This window comes from Nocardioides sp. NPDC023903 (assembly GCF_040639295.1).
In the GTDB taxonomy this organism is placed as follows: domain Bacteria; phylum Actinomycetota; class Actinomycetes; order Propionibacteriales; family Nocardioidaceae; genus Nocardioides.
Map to the genome: position 1 here is coordinate 70482 of NZ_JBEZZS010000008.1, position 19802 is coordinate 90283.

General features: G+C 70.0%; 21 protein-coding genes. 6 read left to right on the forward strand and 15 right to left on the reverse strand.

Annotated elements, in window-relative coordinates; genetic code table 11:
• Window position 1: 1 nt before the first annotated feature.
• The 5 genes from AB0F44_RS11430 to AB0F44_RS11450 form a co-directional block, all read right to left on the reverse strand.
• On the reverse strand, window positions 2-721 hold the full coding sequence (locus AB0F44_RS11430; protein ID WP_357355444.1) for an ABC transporter permease: 720 nt from the start codon (window positions 719-721) through the stop codon (window positions 2-4).
• Window positions 718-1374 (reverse strand): ABC transporter permease, encoded by a 657-nt coding sequence (locus AB0F44_RS11435; protein ID WP_357355446.1) that lies wholly within the window; start codon window positions 1372-1374, stop codon window positions 718-720. Before AB0F44_RS11435 ends, AB0F44_RS11430 begins: the two co-directional genes overlap by 4 nt.
• Window positions 1371-2432 carry an ABC transporter ATP-binding protein gene (locus tag AB0F44_RS11440; RefSeq protein WP_357355448.1) on the reverse strand — a complete coding sequence of 354 codons (1062 nt, stop codon included), beginning with the start codon at window positions 2430-2432 and terminating at the stop codon, window positions 1371-1373. The genes AB0F44_RS11435 and AB0F44_RS11440 overlap by 4 nt, the downstream gene beginning before the upstream one ends.
• A gap of 194 nt (window positions 2433-2626) precedes the next feature.
• Window positions 2627-3160 (reverse strand): cysteine dioxygenase family protein, encoded by a 534-nt coding sequence (locus AB0F44_RS11445; RefSeq protein ID WP_357355450.1) that lies wholly within the window; start codon window positions 3158-3160, stop codon window positions 2627-2629.
• On the reverse strand, window positions 3157-4080 hold the full coding sequence (locus AB0F44_RS11450; protein WP_357355452.1) for an amidohydrolase: 924 nt from the start codon (window positions 4078-4080) through the stop codon (window positions 3157-3159). The genes AB0F44_RS11445 and AB0F44_RS11450 overlap by 4 nt, the downstream gene beginning before the upstream one ends.
• A 65-nt stretch (window positions 4081-4145) precedes the next feature.
• Between AB0F44_RS11450 and AB0F44_RS11455 the strand changes: the two genes are divergently transcribed.
• Window positions 4146-5162 carry an NADP-dependent oxidoreductase gene (locus tag AB0F44_RS11455; protein ID WP_357355454.1) on the forward strand — a complete coding sequence of 339 codons (1017 nt, stop codon included), beginning with the start codon at window positions 4146-4148 and terminating at the stop codon, window positions 5160-5162.
• 9 nt (window positions 5163-5171) lie between these two features.
• Here the strand turns inward: AB0F44_RS11455 and AB0F44_RS11460 are convergent, their stop codons facing one another.
• On the reverse strand, window positions 5172-6584 hold the full coding sequence (locus tag AB0F44_RS11460; RefSeq protein WP_357355456.1) for a lytic transglycosylase domain-containing protein: 1413 nt from the start codon (window positions 6582-6584) through the stop codon (window positions 5172-5174).
• Between the two features lie 193 nt (window positions 6585-6777).
• Between AB0F44_RS11460 and AB0F44_RS11465 the strand changes: the two genes are divergently transcribed.
• The 4 genes from AB0F44_RS11465 to AB0F44_RS11480 all read left to right on the forward strand — a co-directional run bounded on the left by AB0F44_RS11465 (window position 6778) and on the right by AB0F44_RS11480 (window position 10158).
• The gene (locus AB0F44_RS11465) at window positions 6778-7548 is read left to right on the forward strand and encodes a hypothetical protein (protein WP_357355458.1); all 771 of its coding nucleotides are present in this window, start codon (window positions 6778-6780) and stop codon (window positions 7546-7548) included.
• Window positions 7545-8261, forward strand: coding sequence for an SDR family oxidoreductase (locus tag AB0F44_RS11470; RefSeq protein ID WP_357355460.1), 717 nt, complete (start codon window positions 7545-7547; stop codon window positions 8259-8261). Before AB0F44_RS11465 ends, AB0F44_RS11470 begins: the two co-directional genes overlap by 4 nt.
• 143 nt (window positions 8262-8404) lie before the next feature.
• On the forward strand, window positions 8405-9175 hold the full coding sequence (locus AB0F44_RS11475) for a glycerophosphodiester phosphodiesterase family protein (RefSeq protein ID WP_357355462.1): 771 nt from the start codon (window positions 8405-8407) through the stop codon (window positions 9173-9175).
• A gap of 44 nt (window positions 9176-9219) precedes the next feature.
• Entirely contained in the window at window positions 9220-10158 is a 939-nt protein-coding gene (locus tag AB0F44_RS11480; RefSeq protein WP_357355464.1) for a DUF5926 family protein, read from the forward strand.
• Window positions 10159-10287: 129 nt separating this feature from the next.
• Here the strand turns inward: AB0F44_RS11480 and AB0F44_RS11485 are convergent, their stop codons facing one another.
• From AB0F44_RS11485 to AB0F44_RS11520, 8 genes are all read right to left on the reverse strand, one after another.
• Window positions 10288-11148 (reverse strand): AraC family transcriptional regulator, encoded by an 861-nt coding sequence (locus AB0F44_RS11485; protein WP_357355466.1) that lies wholly within the window; start codon window positions 11146-11148, stop codon window positions 10288-10290.
• Window positions 11149-11216: 68 nt separating this feature from the next.
• Window positions 11217-12155, reverse strand: a complete 939-nt coding sequence (locus AB0F44_RS11490) for an adenylate/guanylate cyclase domain-containing protein (RefSeq protein ID WP_357355468.1) — start codon at window positions 12153-12155, stop codon at window positions 11217-11219.
• Between the two features lie 80 nt (window positions 12156-12235).
• Window positions 12236-12607, reverse strand: coding sequence for a cyclic nucleotide-binding domain-containing protein (locus AB0F44_RS11495; protein ID WP_350662897.1), 372 nt, complete (start codon window positions 12605-12607; stop codon window positions 12236-12238).
• Between the two features lie 104 nt (window positions 12608-12711).
• Window positions 12712-13914, reverse strand: a complete 1203-nt coding sequence (locus tag AB0F44_RS11500; RefSeq protein WP_357355470.1) for an arginine deiminase — start codon at window positions 13912-13914, stop codon at window positions 12712-12714.
• Between the two features lie 25 nt (window positions 13915-13939).
• On the reverse strand, window positions 13940-14542 hold the full coding sequence (locus AB0F44_RS11505; protein ID WP_355018704.1) for a TMEM165/GDT1 family protein: 603 nt from the start codon (window positions 14540-14542) through the stop codon (window positions 13940-13942).
• Entirely contained in the window at window positions 14542-15780 is a 1239-nt protein-coding gene (larC, locus tag AB0F44_RS11510; protein WP_357355472.1) for a nickel pincer cofactor biosynthesis protein LarC, read from the reverse strand. The genes AB0F44_RS11505 and larC overlap by 1 nt, the downstream gene beginning before the upstream one ends.
• The gene (larB, locus tag AB0F44_RS11515; RefSeq protein ID WP_357355474.1) at window positions 15777-16451 is read right to left on the reverse strand and encodes a nickel pincer cofactor biosynthesis protein LarB; all 675 of its coding nucleotides are present in this window, start codon (window positions 16449-16451) and stop codon (window positions 15777-15779) included. Before larB ends, larC begins: the two co-directional genes overlap by 4 nt.
• 3 nt (window positions 16452-16454) lie before the next feature.
• Entirely contained in the window at window positions 16455-17294 is an 840-nt protein-coding gene (locus AB0F44_RS11520) for a prephenate dehydratase (protein ID WP_350662908.1), read from the reverse strand.
• A 24-nt stretch (window positions 17295-17318) separates the two neighbouring features.
• Here AB0F44_RS11520 and AB0F44_RS11525 point away from each other — a divergent pair, with 24 nt between their 5' ends.
• Entirely contained in the window at window positions 17319-17729 is a 411-nt protein-coding gene (locus AB0F44_RS11525; RefSeq protein ID WP_357355476.1) for a DUF4446 family protein, read from the forward strand.
• A gap of 407 nt (window positions 17730-18136) precedes the next feature.
• Here the strand turns inward: AB0F44_RS11525 and AB0F44_RS11530 are convergent, their stop codons facing one another.
• Window positions 18137-19708, reverse strand: a complete 1572-nt coding sequence (locus tag AB0F44_RS11530; RefSeq protein WP_357355478.1) for a diacylglycerol kinase family protein — start codon at window positions 19706-19708, stop codon at window positions 18137-18139.
• Window positions 19709-19802: the final 94 nt, after the last annotated feature.

Sequence of the window (19802 nt, forward strand, 5' to 3'; positions counted from 1 at the left end):
GTCAGCCGGCGCCAGCGGGTTGGCCGGCGGGTTCGGGGCGGAGGGTGGTCGGGCGGTTGCCGGCCTCGCGGCCGTCGACCCCGGGCGAGACGAGGAGTCGCTGCGCGCCCGCGAGCGCCAGGTCGATCGCGACCGCGAGCACGGCGAGCACGATCGCGCCGGCGACCACCATGTCGTACTGGAGCGTCGCGAGCCCGTCGAAGAGGTAGCGGCCGAGGCCGCCGAGACCGACGTACGCAGCGATGGTCGCGGTCGAGACCACCTGGAGCGACGCGTTGCGCAGGCCACCGATGATGATCGGCAGCGCGATCGGGACCTCGACGCGCCAAGCGATCTGTGCCTCGGTCATGCCGACACCTCGCGCCGCGTCGACGGTCTCGTCGGCGACGGCCTGGATGCCGGCGTACGTCGTGGCGAGGATGGGCGGAATGGCGAGCACGACCAGGGCGATCGTGACCGGGACCAGACCGATCCCGACGAGGCCGAGGGCGAGCATGAGTACGCCGAGGGTCGGCAGCGCGCGGCCGGCGTTGCCGAGGTTGATGGCGATCAGCGCGCCACGGCCGGTGTGGCCGATCAGCAGGCCGATCGGGAACGCGATCACGGCCGCGATCGCCAGGGCGAGGACGGTGTAGCCGAGGTGCTCGAGGATGCGCTGTGGGAAGCCGTCGGGGCTGGTCAGCGACCAGTTGGCGGCGTCGAGCAGATAGTCGAGACTCATCGCGCACCCGCTCTCGCCCACGGGGTGAGCCCGCGCTGGAGTACGACGATGAGGACGTCGGCGATGACGGCGAGGGCGACGGAGAGGACCAGGCCGATGATGATCGGCGGCAGGTAGAAGCCGAGCTGGAACCCCCGGGTGAAGAGCTGTCCGAGACCGCCGATACCGATCAGGGCCGCGATGCTGACCATGCTCACGTTGGCCACGGTCGCCACCCGCAAGCCGGTCAGGATCACCGGCATCGCCAGCGGCAGCTGGACCGTGAACCAGCGGCGTACGGGCCGATAGCCCATCGCGGTGGCGGCCTGGAGGACGGTGGTGTCGACCGCGTCGAGACCGTCGGCGGTCGTGCGGACGAGCAGGGCGAGCGAGTAGAGGGTCAGCGCGATGACCACGTTGATCGGGTCGAGGACGCTGGTGCCGAGGACGCCCGGGAGCAGCAGGAGCAGCGCCAGCGACGGGACGGTGTAGATCACGCTGCCGGCGGTGAGCGCGATGTGGCGTGCCGGGACGTAGCGATGGACCAGGGCGCCCAGCGGCAGGGCCAGGACGAAGGCGATCGCCACCGGAATCAGAGCGAGCCAGATGTGCTGGACGAGCGCCGTGAGGACGTCGTCCATGTTCGTCTCGAGATAGCGCCAGATGTCGCTCACCCGGCCTCCTCCGCGGAGGCCAGGGCCGCCAGGCGCTCCCGCTGCTGCGAACGTACGCTGCCGGCCAGGTCCTCGAGCAGGACCAGCCCGTCGGCTCGACCCGCGGCGTCGACCCGGATCGCGGCGCCGGCCGGCGAGAGGATGACCAGGTCGGTGACCGTACGCAGGTTGGCGCCGTCGCTGAAGGTGCCCTCGGTCGGCAGCAGCCCGTCGGAACCGCGCCAGCCCAGCGGTCGGCCGTCGCGGTCGACCTCGAGGGTGAGCCCGTCGACGCTGTGGTCGATGGGTTTGAGCGCGACCGCGCTCCCGTCAGCGAACCCGAGGCCACGGAAGCCGCGGTCGCGACCGACGAGTGAGGCGACGAAGTCGTCGGCCGGGGCGGCGAGGAGGTCGGCAGGCGGCGCGTACTGGGCCAGGCGGGCGCCTTGGGCGAAGACGGCGACCTTGTCGCCGAGACGGATCGCCTCGTCGATGTCGTGGGTGACTAGGACGATCGTCTTGCCGAGCTCGCCCTGGAGTCTGAGCAGCTCCTGCTGGAGGTCGTCGCGTACGACCGGGTCGACGGCGGAGAACGGCTCGTCCATGAGCAGCACCGGCGGGTCGGCCGCGAGCGCCCGGGCTACGCCGACGCGCTGCTGCTGGCCGCCCGAGAGCTGGGCCGGGTAGCGCTCGCCGAGGTTGGCGGCGAGCCCGACGCGCTCGAGCAGGTCGAGGGCGCTCGTGCGGGCCTCCCGGCGGGAGATGCCCTGCAGGATCGGGACGGTCGCGACGTTGTCGAGCACCGTGCGGTGCGGGAAGAGCCCGGCGCCCTGGATCACGTAGCCGATCTCGCGCCGCAGCTGTGCCTCCGGGCGGCTGGTGACGTCGTCACCGTCGATCAGGATCCGGCCGGAGCTCGGCTCGATCATCCGGTTGATCATCCGCAGTGCGGTCGTCTTGCCGCATCCCGACGGCCCGACGAACACGGTGATCTGCCCGGTCTCGACCGTCAAGGAGAGGTCGTCCACCGCAACGGTGCCGTCCGGATAGCGTTTGGTCACGCCCTCGAACTCGATCACAGCCCGCTCCTGTCTGTCGTTCTTCACCTGCGGACGCCGTTGCACAAGATCCTCAGCCTGCCAGATCAGGCGAAGGAACCGAAGATGTTAAACAGAAAAGGAAAGTCGGGTTCGGTGTCCGAGCCTGGGTTCTCGATGCTTGAAATGTGCCACATCCGTCCGGGTCTGCCGGTCAACCGGGCCCTGCAGGTCGTTCAGTCCTCCAGCGGGCGCAGCTCGTCGGCGTAGGAGACCGAGACGCGGCGCATCACGCCGTCGTCGCTGATCGCGTACTGACCCATCCGCCACAGCGGCGGCGAGTAGGCGTGGATCGAGACCGAGCCGTCGACCGCACCGCTCATCCGGTGGATGTGGTCGGGGCCGAAGCCGAAGCTGCGGCCCGCGCCGACCTCCCGTTGCACGGGCTCGCCGCCGAACCTCGGCTGCTGCTCGAAGACCGATCCGTGGGTCACCGCGACCGCGCCCGAAGAGATGTCGTGGTCGTGCCAGCCGGTGTCGTCGACGGTGTTCCAGCACAGCAGCCAGACGTCGATGTCCTTGTCCCGATAGAGCGAGACGTAGTGGCGACCACCGGTGTCGTGGCGCACGAGGTGCTCCCACCGCTCGGGGTGTGCGGCGAGCTCGTCGACCCAGGCACGGAGCTCGCCAGGCGTGAGCGTACGTCCCGGCAGACCGGGCAGTTCCGCGGCGCCCAGAACGGTGTCCGCGATCGGTTCGGTGATGGTCATCGGTCTCCTCCGGTGAGCAGGTGGTGCGGGTTGGCGACGAAGATCGCCTGGCTCAGGGCCTCGCCGAGGCCGGACTGATTGCCTCGGGCTCCGCTTCGGCCGAAATCGGTCGGCTCGGCGTAGGGCCGGTCCGAGCCGTTCACCAGTGGGTCCACGCCGACCACGCGCGACATCGCATCGATCGCCTGGGTGCCGTACGACGAGGTCTCGTAGTAGACGTGCCGGTCGATCGCACCGAGGTCCCCGCCGCGTTGTGCGAGGCGCTCGTGGTGGAGCGGCGCGAGTCCGGCCAGCCCCACGAACGCGATCCGCAGGGTCGGCAACAGCGACCGCCCGGCGACGTGCCAGGAGTGCCACGCGGCGCTCTGCTGGGCGACGTACGAGGTGAGGGCGGGCCACCATCCGGGCACGTCGCCCGCTGGGCCCGGGTCGGCGGGTCCCGGGTGCACGAGGACTGGCAGGTCGGCCTGCTGGGCCGTGGCGAGGACCGGAGCCAGGGTCTCGAGCGCGGACGGGGTGGCCAGGGCGGTCGCCGGGACCTGGAGGCCGTGGACGCGGTCGTGCGCGAGGGTCTTCGCGAGGCCGTCGAGGTCCGGTTCGACGAGCGCGGGCGCAGCCCACAGCCCGTAGTCGGCGGGCAGGTCGTCGGCGAAGCCGTGCCAGGCGTCGAGCAGCCCGTGCGCCTCGGTCGGGGCGAGCGACTCGATCCCCAGCGGGCTGGAGAGCGACAGCAGGACGAGCCCGTCCTCCTTCGCCGCGCGACGGGTGAGGTCGTGATCACCCGGGTCGACCGAGTAGGGCGGCTCTCCGTCGAGGTGGAGCACCCAGCCGTCGAGGTACGGAGGCTGCCGCCGGCGGCGCAGCTCCTCGACCAGCCCCGGCGGCCACAGGTGCTGGTGGACGTCGACCTGGCGCTTCATGCGCTAAGTCAATAGGTTTAGTTGTGATTAAGCAAGCCTGCCCGCCGGTGAGGCACGATTGCGGGATGACCGACACGAACACCCAGATCCTGCTCCGCGCTCGCCCGGTCGGCGAGCCGACCGCCGAGGACTTCTCGATCGTCACCTCCGAGGTGCCGACGCCCGCGGAGGGCGAGGTGCTGCTGCGTACGAAATTCCTCTCGCTCGACCCCTACATGCGCGGCCGGATGAGCGATGCGCCGTCGTACGCCGCGCCGACCGCCCTGGGCGACGTGCTGCCCGGCGCCACGGTGGCTGAGGTGGTGGAGTCGAAAGACCCGTCGCGGCAGGTGGGCGACGTGGTGCTGACGTACGGAGGCTGGCAGGCGTTCTCCGTTGCGCCGGCCAAGCACACCCGTCCCCTCGACCCGTCCCTCGCACCGGTCTCCACCGCACTCGGCGTGCTGGGGATGCCGGGGTTCACGGCGTACGCGGGGTTGACCCAGATCGGGCAGCCGAAGCCGGGCGAGACCGTCGTGGTGGCGGCGGCGACCGGTCCGGTCGGTGCCACGGTCGGCCAGATCGCGAAGATCCTCGGCTGCCGCGCCGTGGGGATCGCCGGTGGGCCGGAGAAGGTCGCGCATCTGAACGAGCTCGGCTTCGACTCCGCCCTCGACCACCGCGCGCCCGACTTCAAGGAGCAGCTGAAGGCGGCTGTCCCCGACGGGATCGACGTCTACTTCGAGAACGTCGGCGGACACGTCTGGAACGCGGTTCTGCCGCGGCTCAACAAGTTCGCCCGGGTTCCGGTTTGCGGGATCGTTGCGCACTACAACGACACCGCCGCGCCCGAGGGTCCCGACCGGGCACCCGGTCTGATGCGGCACGTGCTCAACAAGTCCCTGCTGATCAGGGGTTTCATCCAGACCGAGTTCGTGCGCGACCACGAGCAGACCTTCCTCACCGAGGCGACCGGCTGGCTGGCCGAGGGCAAGCTCCGCTATCGCGAGGACATCACCGAGGGGCTACAGAATGCGCCCGCTGCGTTCAACCGGATGCTCCGGGGTCAGAACTTCGGCAAGACGGTGATCAAGGTCAGCTGAACCGGACCGCTACGACGACGAGGCGGTCGGGGACTCCGCGACCGTCTCGTCGGGCGCGGTGGTTCCGTCCTCCGCTGTGGGCGCCTTGAGGTTGGGGAACTCCGGGGTGCCGTAGAGGGTGCGGAGGTGGTCCCTGATCGTGATGGGCTCGGGCATGGTCGTCCCAGGCTCGAATGTGGCGATGCAGTTGGCGATCACCGCGTCGTAGGTGACCTTGTCATCCAACTCGAACGTCTCTCCGTAGACCGCGATCGTCGCCACCTTGCAGGGCTCCGCGAGCGTCGCCGCCGTTGCGGCGTCGGTGGGAGTCGGGGTGGGAGTCGGGGTGGGAGTCGGGGTAGGAGTCGGCGTGGGGGTCGGGGTGGGCGTCGGAGTGGGCGTCGTGGTGGGGTCGCCCGGCTCGCTGGTCTCGCCGTTGCCGGGATCCGTGGTGGGCTCGGAGGTCGGGTCCGTGGTGGGTTCCGTCGACGGGTCGGGCTCGTTGTCGCCCGAGTCCGCAGGAACCGGAGTCTTGGTGGCGCCGTCGGACTTGTCGTCCGACTTCGGCGCGACGGTGTTCGAGGTGCGCGGGAGGGCGGAGACGGTGGTCCTCATCGAGGAGGGGGACCCGCCGTCCACGCTCGGTGAGCCCGGGAACTCGCCGTTGCGGTACTGGTCGGCGATCTTCAGCACTGCCTCGACGTACGTATCGCTCTGGTTGTAGCGGTAGACCGCGGACTGGGCGCCGGAGTCGGTGCTGACGTCATCGGTGCCGGCGCACAGGTAGGCCGCGGTGGCGATGGCAGCATCGTCGACGTCTTGCGGGTCGCGGCGGTTGTCGCCGTCACCGTCGGTGCCCACGACCGTCCAGGTGGAGGGGATGAACTGCATCGGGCCGACCGCGTGGTCGTAGACCGTGTCGTGGTCGTAGAGGCCGTTGTCGGTGTCGCGGATCGCCGCGAAGTTGCCGGCGCCGTTGAGCTGCGGGCCGATGATCGCGGGGAGGGCGAGGCCGTTGGAGTTGAGCTCGCTGCCGCCGAAGCGACCGTGGTTGCTCTCGACCATGCCGATCGCGGCGACGAGCGCCCAGTCGATGCGGCAGGCGGCGTCGGCGTCGTTGAGCACGGTGGCCGAGCGCTGGTAGGCAGCCAGGGCGACCGGCGGGATCGCCAGCTCCTCGGCGTTGGAGGCCAGCCTCACTGCGTCGGTCGGGGTCAGGTTCTTCACGCCACCCAGGCCGTTGGAGATGCCGAGGGGGTCCTGAAGAGCGCCCGGATCGGGAAGCTCAGGCTGCTGATGACCGGTGTCGAGGCGTGCCTCGTTCGGGGCCAGGACCGCGAAGGCAGCGGTCAGCGCGACGGCGGCAACGGCCCGAGGCCCGATGCTGGTCAGCGCCGCTGTACTGATGCTTCTGGCCCAGAATTTTCGGGGTGCTTTGGTCATGCCGGTCTCACCTCTTCCACGCGTGGGGTACGTGTCCGTCCCTTGAGCCTACCCAGGTATTCCCGATCGGCGCCCTGCAATTAGAAATCCCCCCACGTTGGTGAAGAACGGCAACGGTCGGGCCACCTGACGTTGGGCTGGTGTTCCCCGGCTCGCCGCCTGGTCTCACCTTGCGCCTGTCACCGTGGTCGACATGACTGAACGGACTCGTCTGTGGATGGTTCCGCTGATCGCGGCCGCGGGTTGGGGCGTTGGTTTCCTTCCCCAGCTCGTCCGGCCGCAGCCGCTTCTGCTCGCCCCGATGGTCGCCGAGCTGGTCTCGTTCACACTGCTCGCCGCGGCGCTCGGTGGGCTCGCGGCCGGGCTGCGCCCGGACCGCCGGCTGCTCAGCGCGGTGCTCGCCGGCGCCGGTGTCGTGGCCGCTGCCTTCCTGGGGCTGATGTTCGCCGCGGGACCGGCGGCGACCAACGCGTCGATGCTGACCCATCTGATCGTCATCGCCGCGATCACGACGGTCGCCGGTCTCGCCGCTGGGATCGCCGCGAGCCTCGGGCCGTGCGTGCTGCGGGCACCGATGCTGGCCGCGCCGGCGGTCTGCGTACCTCTCTGGCTCGACGGGATGCTCCCCGGCGAGCTGCCGTCGTCGGTCATCGACGCGCTGCTGGCGGCCGCCCTGGTGACCGTGCTCGTGACGTCCGTACGCCGTGCCGTCGATGTCGTCGCCTGGGTGCCCGCCTGGATCCTGGGCTGGGCGATGCAGACGCTGCTGACGGTGCTGGTGGCCATCGGCGTACTCATCCAGGAGGGCCGTTCGGTCGACGCCGGCCTGCTCTCCTCACACCTGGTCTACTTCCATGAGCGCTGGAACGAACCCGCGGTGCACTACCCCGCCGGATGGGCGCTCGCCGGCGTCCTGGCACTGGCGCTGGTGGCGTGGAGGCTGCGTGACACCCTTCGGGTGTGAAACGTACTCTCATCACCGGAGGCACCCGCGGGATCGGTGCCGCTGTCGCTCGTCTGCTGGCCGCTGACGGCCACTCGCTCGTGCTCGGATATCTGTCCGACGAACCTGCTGCTGTCGCGACGCGCGACGAGATCCGCGCGCTCGGGGTCTCCTGCGAGATCGTGGCCGCGGACATCACCACCGACGCCGGGATCGCCTCGCTCTTCGAGGCCGCCGGCCCCGTCACTGGCGTGGTCAACAACGCCGGCGCGACCTACCGCTACGCGCCCCTCGTCGACACCCCGCCCGACGAGATCCGGAAGACGTACGCCGTCAACCTGGTCGGTCCCACGCTGGTCGCCCGCGCGGCGGTGTCGGCGCTCGCCGAGGGTGGCGTGATCGTCAACATCTCCTCCGGCGCCGCCACGCTGGGATCACCGGGGGAGTACGTCCACTACGCCGCCGCGAAGGCCGGGATCGACGCGCTCACCAAGGGCCTCGGGCTTGAGGTCGCCTCGCTCGGCATCCGGGTCGTCGCGGTCGCCCCCGGGCTCACCGAGACCGACATGCACGCCAACACCGGCGACCCCGGCCGGATCGCCCGGATGGCGCCCCAGATCCCGATCGGCCGCGCGTCCTCACCCGACGAGGTCGCCGAGGCTGTCGCCTGGCTGATGAGCGAGAAGGCCGGGTACGTCACCGCGACGACGCTGCGGGTGACCGGCGGGCGGTGATGTCGGCGCGGCGACCCGCGGCCTCCGTCGGGTGCGGTCGGCTCGAGGTCGTGCCGTTCTAGGACCGCGTACGCCTGCGAGGTAACGGTTTTCGGCGCCGTGTCGTGCGCCCGCGCGGTTGACCGATGGACAACAATCTCCTCATGAGGCCCCAGGTCGTCGCGCATCGCGGCGCCAGTCATGAGATCGCGGAGCACACCCTCGCTGCGTACGTCGCCGCCCTGGATGCGGGCGCGGACGCCTTGGAGTGCGACGTACGCCTGACCATGGACGGGCATCTCGTCTGCGTCCACGACCGGCACCTGCGCCGTATCGGTGCGCGGGGGCTGGTCTCGGAGATGACCCTCGGCGAGCTGCAGGCGATCGACTTCGCGGCCTGGAAGAACGGGTTCTGGGACGGGGAGGACGAGCCGCCGGACCGGGACATGCGGGGCGTGCTCACGCTGCACCGGCTGCTGCGGGTCGTGCGGGACTACGGCCGGCACGTCGAGATGGCGATCGAGACCAAGCACCCGACGCGCTACGGCGGGCTGACCGAGGGCCGTCTGGTCGACGTGCTCAACGACTTCGGCTGGGCAGGTCCGGGCAGTCCGGTGCGGGTGATGAGCTTCTCCTTCACGGCGCTGCAGCGGGTGGAGCGGCTGGCGCCGGGCGTACCTCTGGTCCAGCTCATCGACCGCGCCGCCAACTGGTCGCTCCTGCGGCACGCGATCGGTGAGGACTGGTGGCTCGGAGCCAGCATCGAGATGCTCACCGCCCACCCGAGGCTCGGGCGGCGGCTGGCGTCGAAGGGCCGCAACCTCCACGTCTACACCGTCAACACCGAGGAGCAGCTCAAGCTCTGCCTCGACCTCGGCGTCAACGCGGTCATCACCGACCGGCCGGGGTTCATGCTGGAGGTGCTCGGCCGCTGAGGCGCGTTGCCTGGCGCGCGTGCCAGGCAGGTTAGGGTTTGGCCGTGGCCAAGAAGTCCCGAGTCAAGAACCGTCAGGCGGCTGCGGCCCCGACGGACGGTCCCAACCCGCGCGCGGCGTGCCCGTGTGGGTCCGGCAAGCGCTACAAGGCGTGCCACGGTGCTGCCGGCGGCGCGTTCGTGGGGCGCCCGTTCGAGGGCCTGCCCGGCGAGTGCGACCTGGTCGCGCTGCGCGAGCTGGTGCCCTCGGCGACGGTGTCGCTGACGGTGAAGGGCTTCGAGTCGACCCCCGTCACGCTGGGGACCTTGCTGCCCGGCGCCGCGCCGGCGATGTCGCGCGACTCGGGCGAGGTCTGGGCCGGGCTGCAGGTCCAGCACAACTACGGCGACGTCTCGCGCGACGTGGCCGCGGCGCTGCTGCAGGCGCTGGAGAGCCGCGCCGCCGGTGAGTCCGGCATCTTCGGCCTGACCACCGCGCCCGGCCCCGGGCCGCGGCTGCAGGACCTGGTGACCAACTCGTCTCTGGACGTCACCGTCCACGAGGGCTTCGACTGGTGGCTCGCCGACGTCGAGGACAAGGGCGACTTCGAGCACGCGCTCGAGCACGCCAACGAGTCGGTGCTGCCGACGCTGCGACTGGCGTCGGTCGAGGCTGCGTACTGGACCTCGGTCGGCTCCAAGGAGCACCTCCGCTGGGTGATGCCCGAGCCCGAGGACGCCCTGTTGACCGCGCTCGCGCGGCTGCACGTGACCGGCGACGACGTGATCGTCCCCGACGCCCGTTTCGTCGGCATGTTCCGTGCCCACGGCCTGCTCGCCCCCGTCTGGGACCTGCCGGTCGGCACCGGCGCGGAGGCGCTCGAGGAGCCGGTGGTGGCGTTCAAGAAGCTGCTCGACGAGGCCCTCGCCGACGACTCCGAGATCACCCCCGAGGTGCGCTCGGCTCGCGCCGGGCTCGCCAACCGACAGGTCACCATCCGCTGACCCCGTTGGTTGAGCCCGCGAGCGCTAGCGAGCGGTGTCGAAACCAACACGGTCCTTTCGGCGACCGATTCGACCGTGTTGGTCTCGACACGCCTCCGCCTAGCGGCTCCGGCGGCTCGACCAGCGTTGTTACTGCTCCACCGGCAACCAGAGCTCGCACGAGGCGTACGTCTCGGTGAGCTCGAGGTAGCGCAGGATCGACGGGCCGGGGCGGAGCCGCCACGGGTTCGACGGGAACCAGTCGGTGGCGGTGGCCGCCCAGAGCCGCTGCAGCGTCTCCGGGTGCGGGCCGCTGGAGGCGAAGACCGCCCAGGAGCCCGCCGGCACGGTGATGGTGTCGAGGCCGTCGGGCACTGCGGCCGACGGCGTGACCGCGACCCCGTGCAGGTAGGTGATCATCGTCCCCTCCGGCGCATCGGGCGACGGGGAGTCGGTGACGGCGAGGATGCCGCGCGGATCGGTGTCGTTGAGCTCCTTGAGCCGAACATGCTCCTCAGGCGCGAGAGAGGCGATGTGTGCCTGGATGTGCGGGTTCACGCCCTCGTAGATCAGCGGGACCTTGGTGGCGTGGCCGACCAGGCGCAGCTCGGGCATGTCGTTGATGGTGACGTCCATCGGGGTGCTCCCTTCGACGCTCAGGCGGAACCTGAGCGTGGGTTGTGTGCGTAGCGGACCACCGGATCGGCGTACGTCGGCCGGAGCCGAACCGTGCACGGCACGGAACGCGCGCCCGAACGCCTCGGTCGAGCCGTAGCCGTAGCGCACCGCGACCTCGAGGAGGTCAGGGGCGCCGGCCACCAGGTCGGCCGCTGCCAGGGTCATCCGGCGGCGGCGTACGTATTCGGACAGGGGCATCCCGGCCAGCGCCGAGAACATCCGGCGCAGGTGGTACTCGGTGGTGCCGTGGTCGCGTGCGACCCGAGCCACGTCCACCTCGCCGGTCAACTCTGCCTCGACCAGGTCGACCAGGGTGTTGAGCGTGCCGATCATTTGGTCCTCCTTTCGCCATCAAGCCTCGCCGGGGAGCAACCCCTGGCGCCCGACTTTCCTGGCCCGGTTCAGTCGGACCGTGAACGCAGCCGGAACGCCTGCAGGCGGGAGTAGCCCTTGACGCTCGTACGCCGCATCTTCTCGACCTGGAAGCCGTCGACGTCCTCGAGCGCGGCGGCGGCGTTCTCGTCGATGACCACCGACGAGGGCCGGGCCACGGTCGTGAGGCGGGCGGCGATGTTGACCGTCGGACCGAAGACGTCGCCGAGCCGGAGCACCACATCGCCGTAGGATATCCCGGCTCTGACGTGCGGAAACGCGCTGTCGCGATCCTCCCCGAGGGCGGCCAGGTCCAGCGCGGTCTGGGCAGCGGCGGCGACGTCCTCGAAGGTGAAGAACACCCCGTCGCCGAGATACTTGATCACCCGTCCGCCGTGCTCGACGACGACGTCGGAGCAGGTGTCTTCGAACTCCTCGACCCAGTCGACCAGCTCCTTGTCGCTGAGCCGCTTGGAGCGGGAGGTGTAGCCGACGATGTCGAGGAAGCCGACCGCCAGCGGCACCGCCGAGGCGTCCGCGACGGTGAGCATCCGGCGGGCCGCGCTGACCAGGTGGCGGCGCCAGACGTAGTCCTGCAGCGACTCGACGAGCGGCAGTACCTGCGCGGTCAGGGCGACCAGGTCGTCGACCTCGTCGCCACCCCGCTCCCGGGCGACCTCGGCCAGCAGCGACGTCTGCCACTCGGCCAGGCGCGCGTAGGACCGTCCCCAGGTCCGCACGAGCGCCGCCTGCCGGTCCTCGCTGAGCACCCCGAGGCGTACGAGCTCCTGCGTCATCCGCAGCGCCTCGACATCGGCGTCGGTGAAGGCGATCTCGTCCTCGCCCGCATGCGGGAAGCCGAGGTGGTGCCAGAGGTCCTCGGTGACCGACATGGGTACGCCGGCGGCATCCGCCACCTCGACCCGGGTCAGCGTGGGCGTCTGGCCGAGGACGAAGGACTCGACCACGGCGAGCGCCTCGGCCAGCTCGATGTCGGCCTCACGGCTACGTCCCTGGCCGAGGCCCTCGTCAGCCTGTTCGTCGAGCGTCAGGAGCCGAACCTGTCCTTGGCGACCTTCTCCAGCGCCCTCGCGAACGTCGGCATCTCGACGGACAGCTGCTGCAGCTTGTCGGAGCTGAGGTGGATCAGGTCGAGCGGGGTGAGGGCGACGATGGAGGCCGTGCGCAGCGAGCCCCTCATGATCGCCGCCTCGCCGATGATGTCACCGGGACCGCACTGGGCGATCTCCTCCTTGTCCCGGCGGACCGAGACGGTGCCGTCGAGGATGATGTAGGCCTTGTCCGGCGGGGTGTCCTCCCAGATCGGCGACCAGCCCTCCGGCAGGTGCACGCGGGTGCCGGTGGCGCTGATGTGCGCGATCTCCTTGGGCGTGAACATGGAGAAGAACGACTCGGTCACGAGGGTTTCCTTCGGGGTCGGCTGTGGGGTGGCTGCCGCTATGTGACGGCAGTTACAGAGATCAACGATGTTCGTCTACAGGGGTTACCCGCGGGTGTAGTCGCCTATGCGGGCAGCGGGTCGCGCGCGATCGGGCAGCTCATGCATCGCGGGCCGCCGCGGCCGGAGCCCAGCTCGGAGCCGGCGATCGCGATGACCTCGATGCCGGCGGCCTCCAGGGCCCCGTTGGTCTGCGTGTTGCGCTCGTAGGCCACGACCACGCCCGGCGCCAGTGCCAGGGTGTTGTTGCCGTCGTCCCACTGCTCGCGCTCGGCGGCCACCGGGTCGAGTCCGGTGTCGATGTGGTGGAGCTTGTTGATGCCCATGGCCTCGGCGGCGACCTCGAGGAACGGGCGCGGGGCCGCGATGTTCAGCTGGCCGTCGTCGCCCGCGGGGGTCACTGCGTACGCCACCAGCGAGTCGACCGCGTTCGGGTAGATCACCATCTTGTCGGTGTTCACCAGCGTGGCGATCGTGTCCAGGTGCATCGTCGCGCGCTCCTGCGCGATCGGCACCGCGAGCACGGTGTGGGCGAGCTCCTCGGCGAAGACCTGGCGAGCGAGCCGCTCGGCGCCGGCGGGCGTGGTGCGCTCGCCGACCCCGACCGCGACGACACCGGGAGCCAGGAGGAGTACGTCCCCACCCTCGACGTGCTCCAGGTGGGCGCCGTGCAGCCGCGGGCTGGCGCTGAAGCGCGGGTGGAACTGGTAGATCAGCTCGGTGAGCGCGGTCTCGCGCTTGCGAGCCGGCATCGCCAGCGAGGTGACCGTGGCCCGATCACGGATCCACACCGACGAGTCGCGGGTGAAGAGCAGGTTGGGGAGCGGGTCGATCAGGAAGTCGTCGTGGGCGAGCAGGCTGGTGACCAGACCGTGGCCGCCGCGTACCTCGTCGTTGCGGATACCGGCGGTCAGGTGGTCGGTCAGCTCGGCCGGTCCGGCGTCGGCGAGGGCACCGCTCAGGTAGTCGCGCAGGGTGTCCCCGAGGGTCAGCGAGCCGAGCACGTTCTCGAGCGCCAGGTTCCGCGCCTCGGGCACCTCGAGGGTCTCGGTGAGCAGGTCGGTCAGGTAGAGAACCTCGACGTCGCGATCCCGCAGTGCGGCCGCGAAGGCGTCGTGCTCGTCCTGTGCGCGCTTCACCCACGGAATGCCGTCGAAGAGCAGCTTGTCGTTGTTGCGCGGCGTCAGCCGGGTCAGCTCCCGGCCGGGCCGGTGGAGCATTACCGTACGCAGTCGTCCGACCTCGCTGTCGGCGCCAAGTTCAACCATGCCGGGCAGCCTAGGCGAACGCCGCTCAGGCGAACACCTCGACCAACGTCAGGATGCCCAGGACGAGGCAGACGACGGCTCCGACGTAGTGCAGGACGTGCAGCTTGATGAACCGGAGCAACGTACGTCCCAGCAGCACCGCCAGCCCCGACACCGCCAGCAACGCGGCCCACGAGCCGATGAAGACCGAGACCGGGTCGTGGTAGCGCGCCACCAGCGAGACGCTCAGCAGCTGGGAGAGGTCTCCCCACTCGGCCGCGAAGAGGACCATGAAGCTGGCCAGGACCTGGCGGAAGCCGCGCACGTCCTTGGCCTTCTCGGCGAACTCGCTGCCGTCGTCCTCGGACGCGGTGCCGTGGTGGCGGCGCCCCTCGATGAACAGGAACACCGCGCCGCCCAGGAAGAGCAGGGCCGCGACGATGTGGATCAGGTCGGTCGGGAGGAGCGTCGCCACCCCGCCGATCGCCACCGCGATGAGCGTCTGGACCGCGAACGCCGCGCCCACACCGAGCCACACGAAGATCGGCCGATACTTCGTCGACAGCACCAGCGTCGCCAGGAACGTCTTGTCCGGGAGCTCGACGACGAAGATCGCGGCGAAGGCCAGCGCGACGACGGTGATGTCCATCAGGGTTCCGTTCCAGTTTCTTTACGTCCGGCCCTTATCGTCGCACCCGGCCATGTCGGTCGAGCGAGGGCGGCGGCCTTGGCCTCGGCGAGTACGTCGATCGCCGGGCGATCGAGCGCGGCGGCGGCGCGGGCGACGTCGTCCCACTCGGGCTGCAGGTTGACGACCCCGTCATCGAGGCGGGCGGCCTTGACCGCGATTGGATGTCCGTCGACGGTCACGGTCAGCATCTCGCGGGGCAGGGCGTGCTTGACGACCTCGTGCTCGCGTACGCCGATCGTCGATGTCTCCCGGAAGAACACCCGCCGGACAGCCTCGGCGGCATCGGGACGGGTGAGCGCGTGGAGCGTGTAGGCCGGTCGGCCCTTCTTCATCAGGATCGGCGTGACCCAGGCGTCGTTCGCGCCGGCCGCCAGAAGGGCGTCGAGAGCCCCGGGGATCAGTCGTGGCTCGAGATCGTCGAGGTTCGCCTCGATGACGATCTCGGTCGGCGCATCCTCCCCCGGCCGCACCGCAGCGTCACCGACCAGCAGGCGCAGAGTGTTCGACCAGCCGTCCGGGTTTCTGCTGCCCGCGCCGACGCCGATCGCTCGGGTCGTCATCGGTGGCTGGTCGCCCCACGAGGTGGCGAGGGTGGCGAGGAGGGCAGCGCCGGTCGGCGTACACAGCTCCATCTCGGGATGCCCGGGAGGCCCCGCGAAGGAAGGTACGCCGGTGAGCAGCCGCGCCACGGCCGGCGGCGGCACCGGGAGGGTGCCGTGAGCCGCCCGGATCGAGCCCGACCCGACCGCGACGGGCGAGACCATGACCTCGCCGGCGCCCAGGTGCGCGAAGCCGGCGCAGACCCCGACGACGTCGGCGATCGCGTCCAGCGCTCCGACCTCGTGGAAGTGGACCGACTCGGGAGAGATCCCGTGAACGGCGCCCTCGGCCTCAGCCAGCCGCTCGAAGACCCGCAGCGCCAGATCACGCACGGCGCCGTCCAGTGCGGCGCCGTTCAGCAGCACGCGGACGTCGGTCCAGGTGCGGTGATGGACCGAGTCGGCGATCTCGACATGGCATCGGGTCGCGGCAAGCGCGCTACGGGTCACTTGCGACGCAGCGAGATCCACCGGCTCAGGAGCGACCGCATCCACCGCCGAGGCGATCACCGAGATGGGCACGCCAGCGCCGATGAGTGCGCCGAGCAGCATGTCCCCCGAGGCTCCGGAGGACGCGTCGACCCAGACGACGCTCATCGAGCCCGCCGTGCGATCCGGGCCGCCGCGACGCCGGCACCATAGCCGTTGTCGATGTTGACCACGGTCACGCCCGGGGCACACGAGTTGAGCATCGCCAGCAGCGCGGCGAGCCCACCGAAGGAGGCGCCGTAGCCGACCGACGTCGGCACCCCGATCATCGGCACTCCCACCAGCCCGCCGACCACGGACGGCAGGGCACCTTCCATACCCGCGACGACGATCAGGCAGTCGGCGTCCTCGAGCCGATCGCGTACGGCCATCAGGCGGTGGATCCCGGCGACACCGACGTCGGTGATCCGCTCGACCCCGGCGCCATGGACCCGACAGGCGAGCGCGGCCTCGGCCGCGACCGGCCCGTCGGAGGTCCCGGCGGCCACGACGCACACCCGGCCGTGCGGGGTCGGCAGCGGCCCGAGCGTGACCGCACGGGCCTCGGCATCGTGGACCGCCGATGGCAGATCGGCCGCTACCCGGGCGGCCGCCTCGGCGGAGACCCGGGTGGCCAGGACCGCGCGCGAGGGATGAGCCTCGTGCAGCCGGCGAAGGATCGCGACGACCTGGTCGGGGGTCTTGCCGTCGGCATACACGACCTCGGGGTCACCGGTGCGGCGCTCCCGGTCGAGATCGACGCGGGCGAACCCGAGGTCAGCGGTCGGCTCGTCCGCCATCGCTCAGAACCGCGCCGGGTCGGCGGGGTAGACCCCGAGCAGCTTCACGTCGGTGGTGAAGAAGGCCAGCTCCTCCAGGGCCCGCTTCAGCCCCGGCTGGTCCGGGTGCCCGTCGACCTCGGCGAGGAACTGCGTGGCGGTGAACTTGCCATCCACCATGTAGGACTCCAGCTTGGTCATGTTGACGCCGTTGGTCGCGAAGCCGCCGAGCGCCTTGTAGAGGGCCGCCGGGAGGTTGCGTACGTTGAAGATGAACGAGGTCACCACCGGACCCGCGTCGGCGGGAGCCTGGATGAAGTCCGGCGAGAGCACCACGAAGCGGGTGGTGTTGTGGTCGGCGTCCTCGATGTCGGTGGCGAGCACGTCCAGCCCGTAGATCGAGGCGGCCAGCGGCGGAGAGATCGCGGCCATCGACGGGTCGCCGGCCTCGATCACCTCGCGCGCGGCACCGGCGGTGTCACCGGAGACGACAGGCGTGAAGCCGTGCTCCCGGATGATGTTGCGGCACTGACCGAGGGCGTGGACGTGGGAGTGGACCGTACGGATGCCGTCGAGATGAGCGCCCGGGAGGCCGAGCAGGTGGAACCGGATCCGCAGGTAGTGCTCGGCGATGATGTGCAGGTTGGACTCGGGGAGGAAGTGGTGGATGTCGGCCACTCGCCCGGCCAGCGAGTTGTCGATCGGGATCATCGCCAGCGACGCCTCACCTGCCTCGACGGTCGCAAAGACGTCCTCGAACGAAGCACACGGCACCGACTCCAGCTCGGGGTAGTGCCGCTGGCACACCATGTGTGAGTTGGACCCTGGTTCGCCCTGATAGGCGATGCGATGTGGCTCGGACACAACGACAGTCTAGATTCGCCCGATGTGGTCGCTCTTGCAATTCTCAGTCTGCTGACAGCAATCGCCGCTCTGGTCTTCGCCGGAGCGGCCTGGCAGAAGACGAAGGACGTACGTCGCCCCGACCCTGCAGCCGTCGAGTCGCTGCCGACCGACGTCGCCGGTCTGCGCGCCGAGGTCGCGGCCCTGCGCGCTGAGTCCGCGATGAACCTGCGCCATCTCGCGGTGGTGCGCTTCGACGCCTTCGGGGACGCCGGTGGCCACCTGAGCTGGTGTCTTGCGCTGCTCGACGACAACGGCGACGGGGTCGTGCTCACCTCGATCCACGGCCGCACCGAGGCCAGGTCGTACGCGAAGAGCATCAGCGCCTGGAAGTCGTCGCAGCTGATGTCGCCCGAGGAGACCGAGGCCGTGCAGCAGGCGAAGCCCAGGAGCTGATCCGGCTGATCCGGGCGGAAAACGACGCCGGCACGCTCGGGCGTGGCGGGGGAACCGTTCCGAGCGTGCCGGTTTTCAAACCCGGGCTGCGGGTGGGACGGCCCGGGAGTCGACCACTGGTCGCGGGGGATTTCCGACCAGTGTGTGGGTCTTGCCACGTCGCCGGCCGAAGTCAGGCTTGAGCCCGGTCGAAGACGACGACTCGGCGCACGCCGAGTCGCGTTAGACACCTTATGAACATTTACTTGTCAACAAGACATCTGAGTCGGCGAGTCGCCCCGGATCGAGATGAGAATCGACGCCAAACGCTCTGAAAACACGCGGAAACCGGGACTTTAGGCCCTGATTCTCGGGACGTTCGGCTCCACTGCGTGTCGTCCAATTCGGGACCGAATCGGGACCGGTCCTCAGCGTGGCACGCGAACGAGCAGACGCCCGGGAAGGCACTGCATGCGCAGCTCGCGACCATCGGAGATGGTGTCGCCGTCGAGTTGGCGCGGCTGGTCGTGGTTGGTCCGGATCACGACGCTGGCACCGGTCATCCGGTTGACCAGATTGTCGGTGCGCGGCCGTTTGCTCATCACCCGGACCGCGAGCGGGACCCAGGACCAGAACCGCTGCGGATAGAGCAACACGACGTCGATGAGGCCGTCGTCGAGCGCGGCCGCCGGCAGCAGCGGCATGTTCGCCTGGAGGTAGCCGACGTTGCCGACCACGACCGTACGCGCCCGGTGCCTGGTGAATTCGCCATCGTCGACGGAGATCTCCAGCCGCATCGCCGGGAACATCAGGCTCTTGAAGGCGGAGAGGACGTACGCCATCCAGCCGATCCGCTTCTTGATGTCCTCGTTGACGCCGCTCATGATCGCGGCGTCGAACCCCATCCCAGCCATGACGAGGAAGTTGGTGTCCTCGAGGTTGTCGCCGGAGACCTCGACGAGGTCGATGGCCTGGTCCTGCCCGGTGAGCGCGACGTCGATCGCGGCGCGGATGTAGAGCGGGATCGACAGGTTGCGGGCCAGAAGGTTGCCGGTGCCGCCGGGGACGATCCCCACAGCGATGCCGGTGCCGGCCAGGGCGGAGCAGACCTCGCGTACGGTGCCGTCGCCGCCGCAGACGAGGACCAGATCGGCGCCCTCTGCCTGGGCCGCTAGCGCCATCCCCTTGCCCGGGTCGTCGACCGTGGTCAGGTACCAGGTCGGCGTCTTCCAGCCGGACTCCTTGGCCATCGTGTTGACCATCGTCTTGAAGTGCTCGACCGACTCGACCTTGATCGGGTTGAGGACGACCGCGATCTTCCGGTTGCCGCGCACCGAGTCGACGAGCGGCCGGCGCCCGATCGCGTGCGAGGCGGGCAGCGGTGTGTAGAGAGCCATGCCGAGGAAGACGGCGCCCGCGGCGAAGAAGAGCCCACCGATCACGTCGGAGGGGTAGTGGCGTCCGAGGAAGACCCGGTCGGCAGCGACGAGCACGACCAGCAGGATGAGGCCGGTGTAGGCCAGGCGGCGGATGCCGCGGCGGCGTACGAACATCGTCACGACCACCGCGATCACGCCTGCCAGCACCGCGATCCCGGTCGCATGACCGGACGGGTACGCCGGTGACTCGTGGAACCACGACGCCAGCTGCCACGCGGGCCGGTCCCGGTCGACGAGCAGCACCACCGCGCGGCGTACGACCAGCGTGACCACCACTACGCCGAACACGTAGACGGCGGCGCGCATGTAGGTCCGGAACAGTCCCGCGGCGACCAGGAGGGCGACGCCAACAGCGAGATACCACTCGGTGCTCACCTCGACGATGTGCCAGAAATCGAGCATCCAGCTGTTCTCCGCGGTCACCTCCGTCGCGTCCCAGCCGAGCTCGTCGATCGTCGAGACCGGCGGCCACCCGTTGATCCCCGCGATCCCGATCAGGGCGCACAGAGCGAACAGCGAAGCCGCCCAGAGCAGCAGGGCACGGCGCGAAAGGTCAAGCACGGTGAGTCAGTATGCGCGATACGTCTTCCACACAGTGAATGAACGGGCTGGACAAAAGCCGAGGCAGTGGCCGGAGGAAAGCGCTATCGTGCGC

Coding starts and splice junctions, on each gene's coding strand:
- AB0F44_RS11430 (WP_357355444.1), bottom strand. CDS start 721: ATGAGTCTCGACTATCTGCTCGACGCCGCCAACTGGTCGCTGACCAGC.
- AB0F44_RS11445 (WP_357355450.1), bottom strand. CDS start 3,160: ATGACCATCACCGAACCGATCGCGGACACCGTTCTGGGCGCCGCGGAA.
- AB0F44_RS11450 (WP_357355452.1), bottom strand. CDS start 4,080: ATGAAGCGCCAGGTCGACGTCCACCAGCACCTGTGGCCGCCGGGGCTG.
- AB0F44_RS11455 (WP_357355454.1), top strand. CDS start 4,146: ATGACCGACACGAACACCCAGATCCTGCTCCGCGCTCGCCCGGTCGGC.
- AB0F44_RS11460 (WP_357355456.1), bottom strand. CDS start 6,584: ATGACCAAAGCACCCCGAAAATTCTGGGCCAGAAGCATCAGTACAGCG.
- AB0F44_RS11465 (WP_357355458.1), top strand. CDS start 6,778: ATGACTGAACGGACTCGTCTGTGGATGGTTCCGCTGATCGCGGCCGCG.
- AB0F44_RS11475 (WP_357355462.1), top strand. CDS start 8,405: ATGAGGCCCCAGGTCGTCGCGCATCGCGGCGCCAGTCATGAGATCGCG.
- AB0F44_RS11485 (WP_357355466.1), bottom strand. CDS start 11,148: ATGATCGGCACGCTCAACACCCTGGTCGACCTGGTCGAGGCAGAGTTG.
- AB0F44_RS11500 (WP_357355470.1), bottom strand. CDS start 13,914: ATGGTTGAACTTGGCGCCGACAGCGAGGTCGGACGACTGCGTACGGTA.
- AB0F44_RS11505 (WP_355018704.1), bottom strand. CDS start 14,542: ATGGACATCACCGTCGTCGCGCTGGCCTTCGCCGCGATCTTCGTCGTC.
- larC (WP_357355472.1), bottom strand. CDS start 15,780: ATGAGCGTCGTCTGGGTCGACGCGTCCTCCGGAGCCTCGGGGGACATG.
- larB (WP_357355474.1), bottom strand. CDS start 16,451: ATGGCGGACGAGCCGACCGCTGACCTCGGGTTCGCCCGCGTCGATCTC.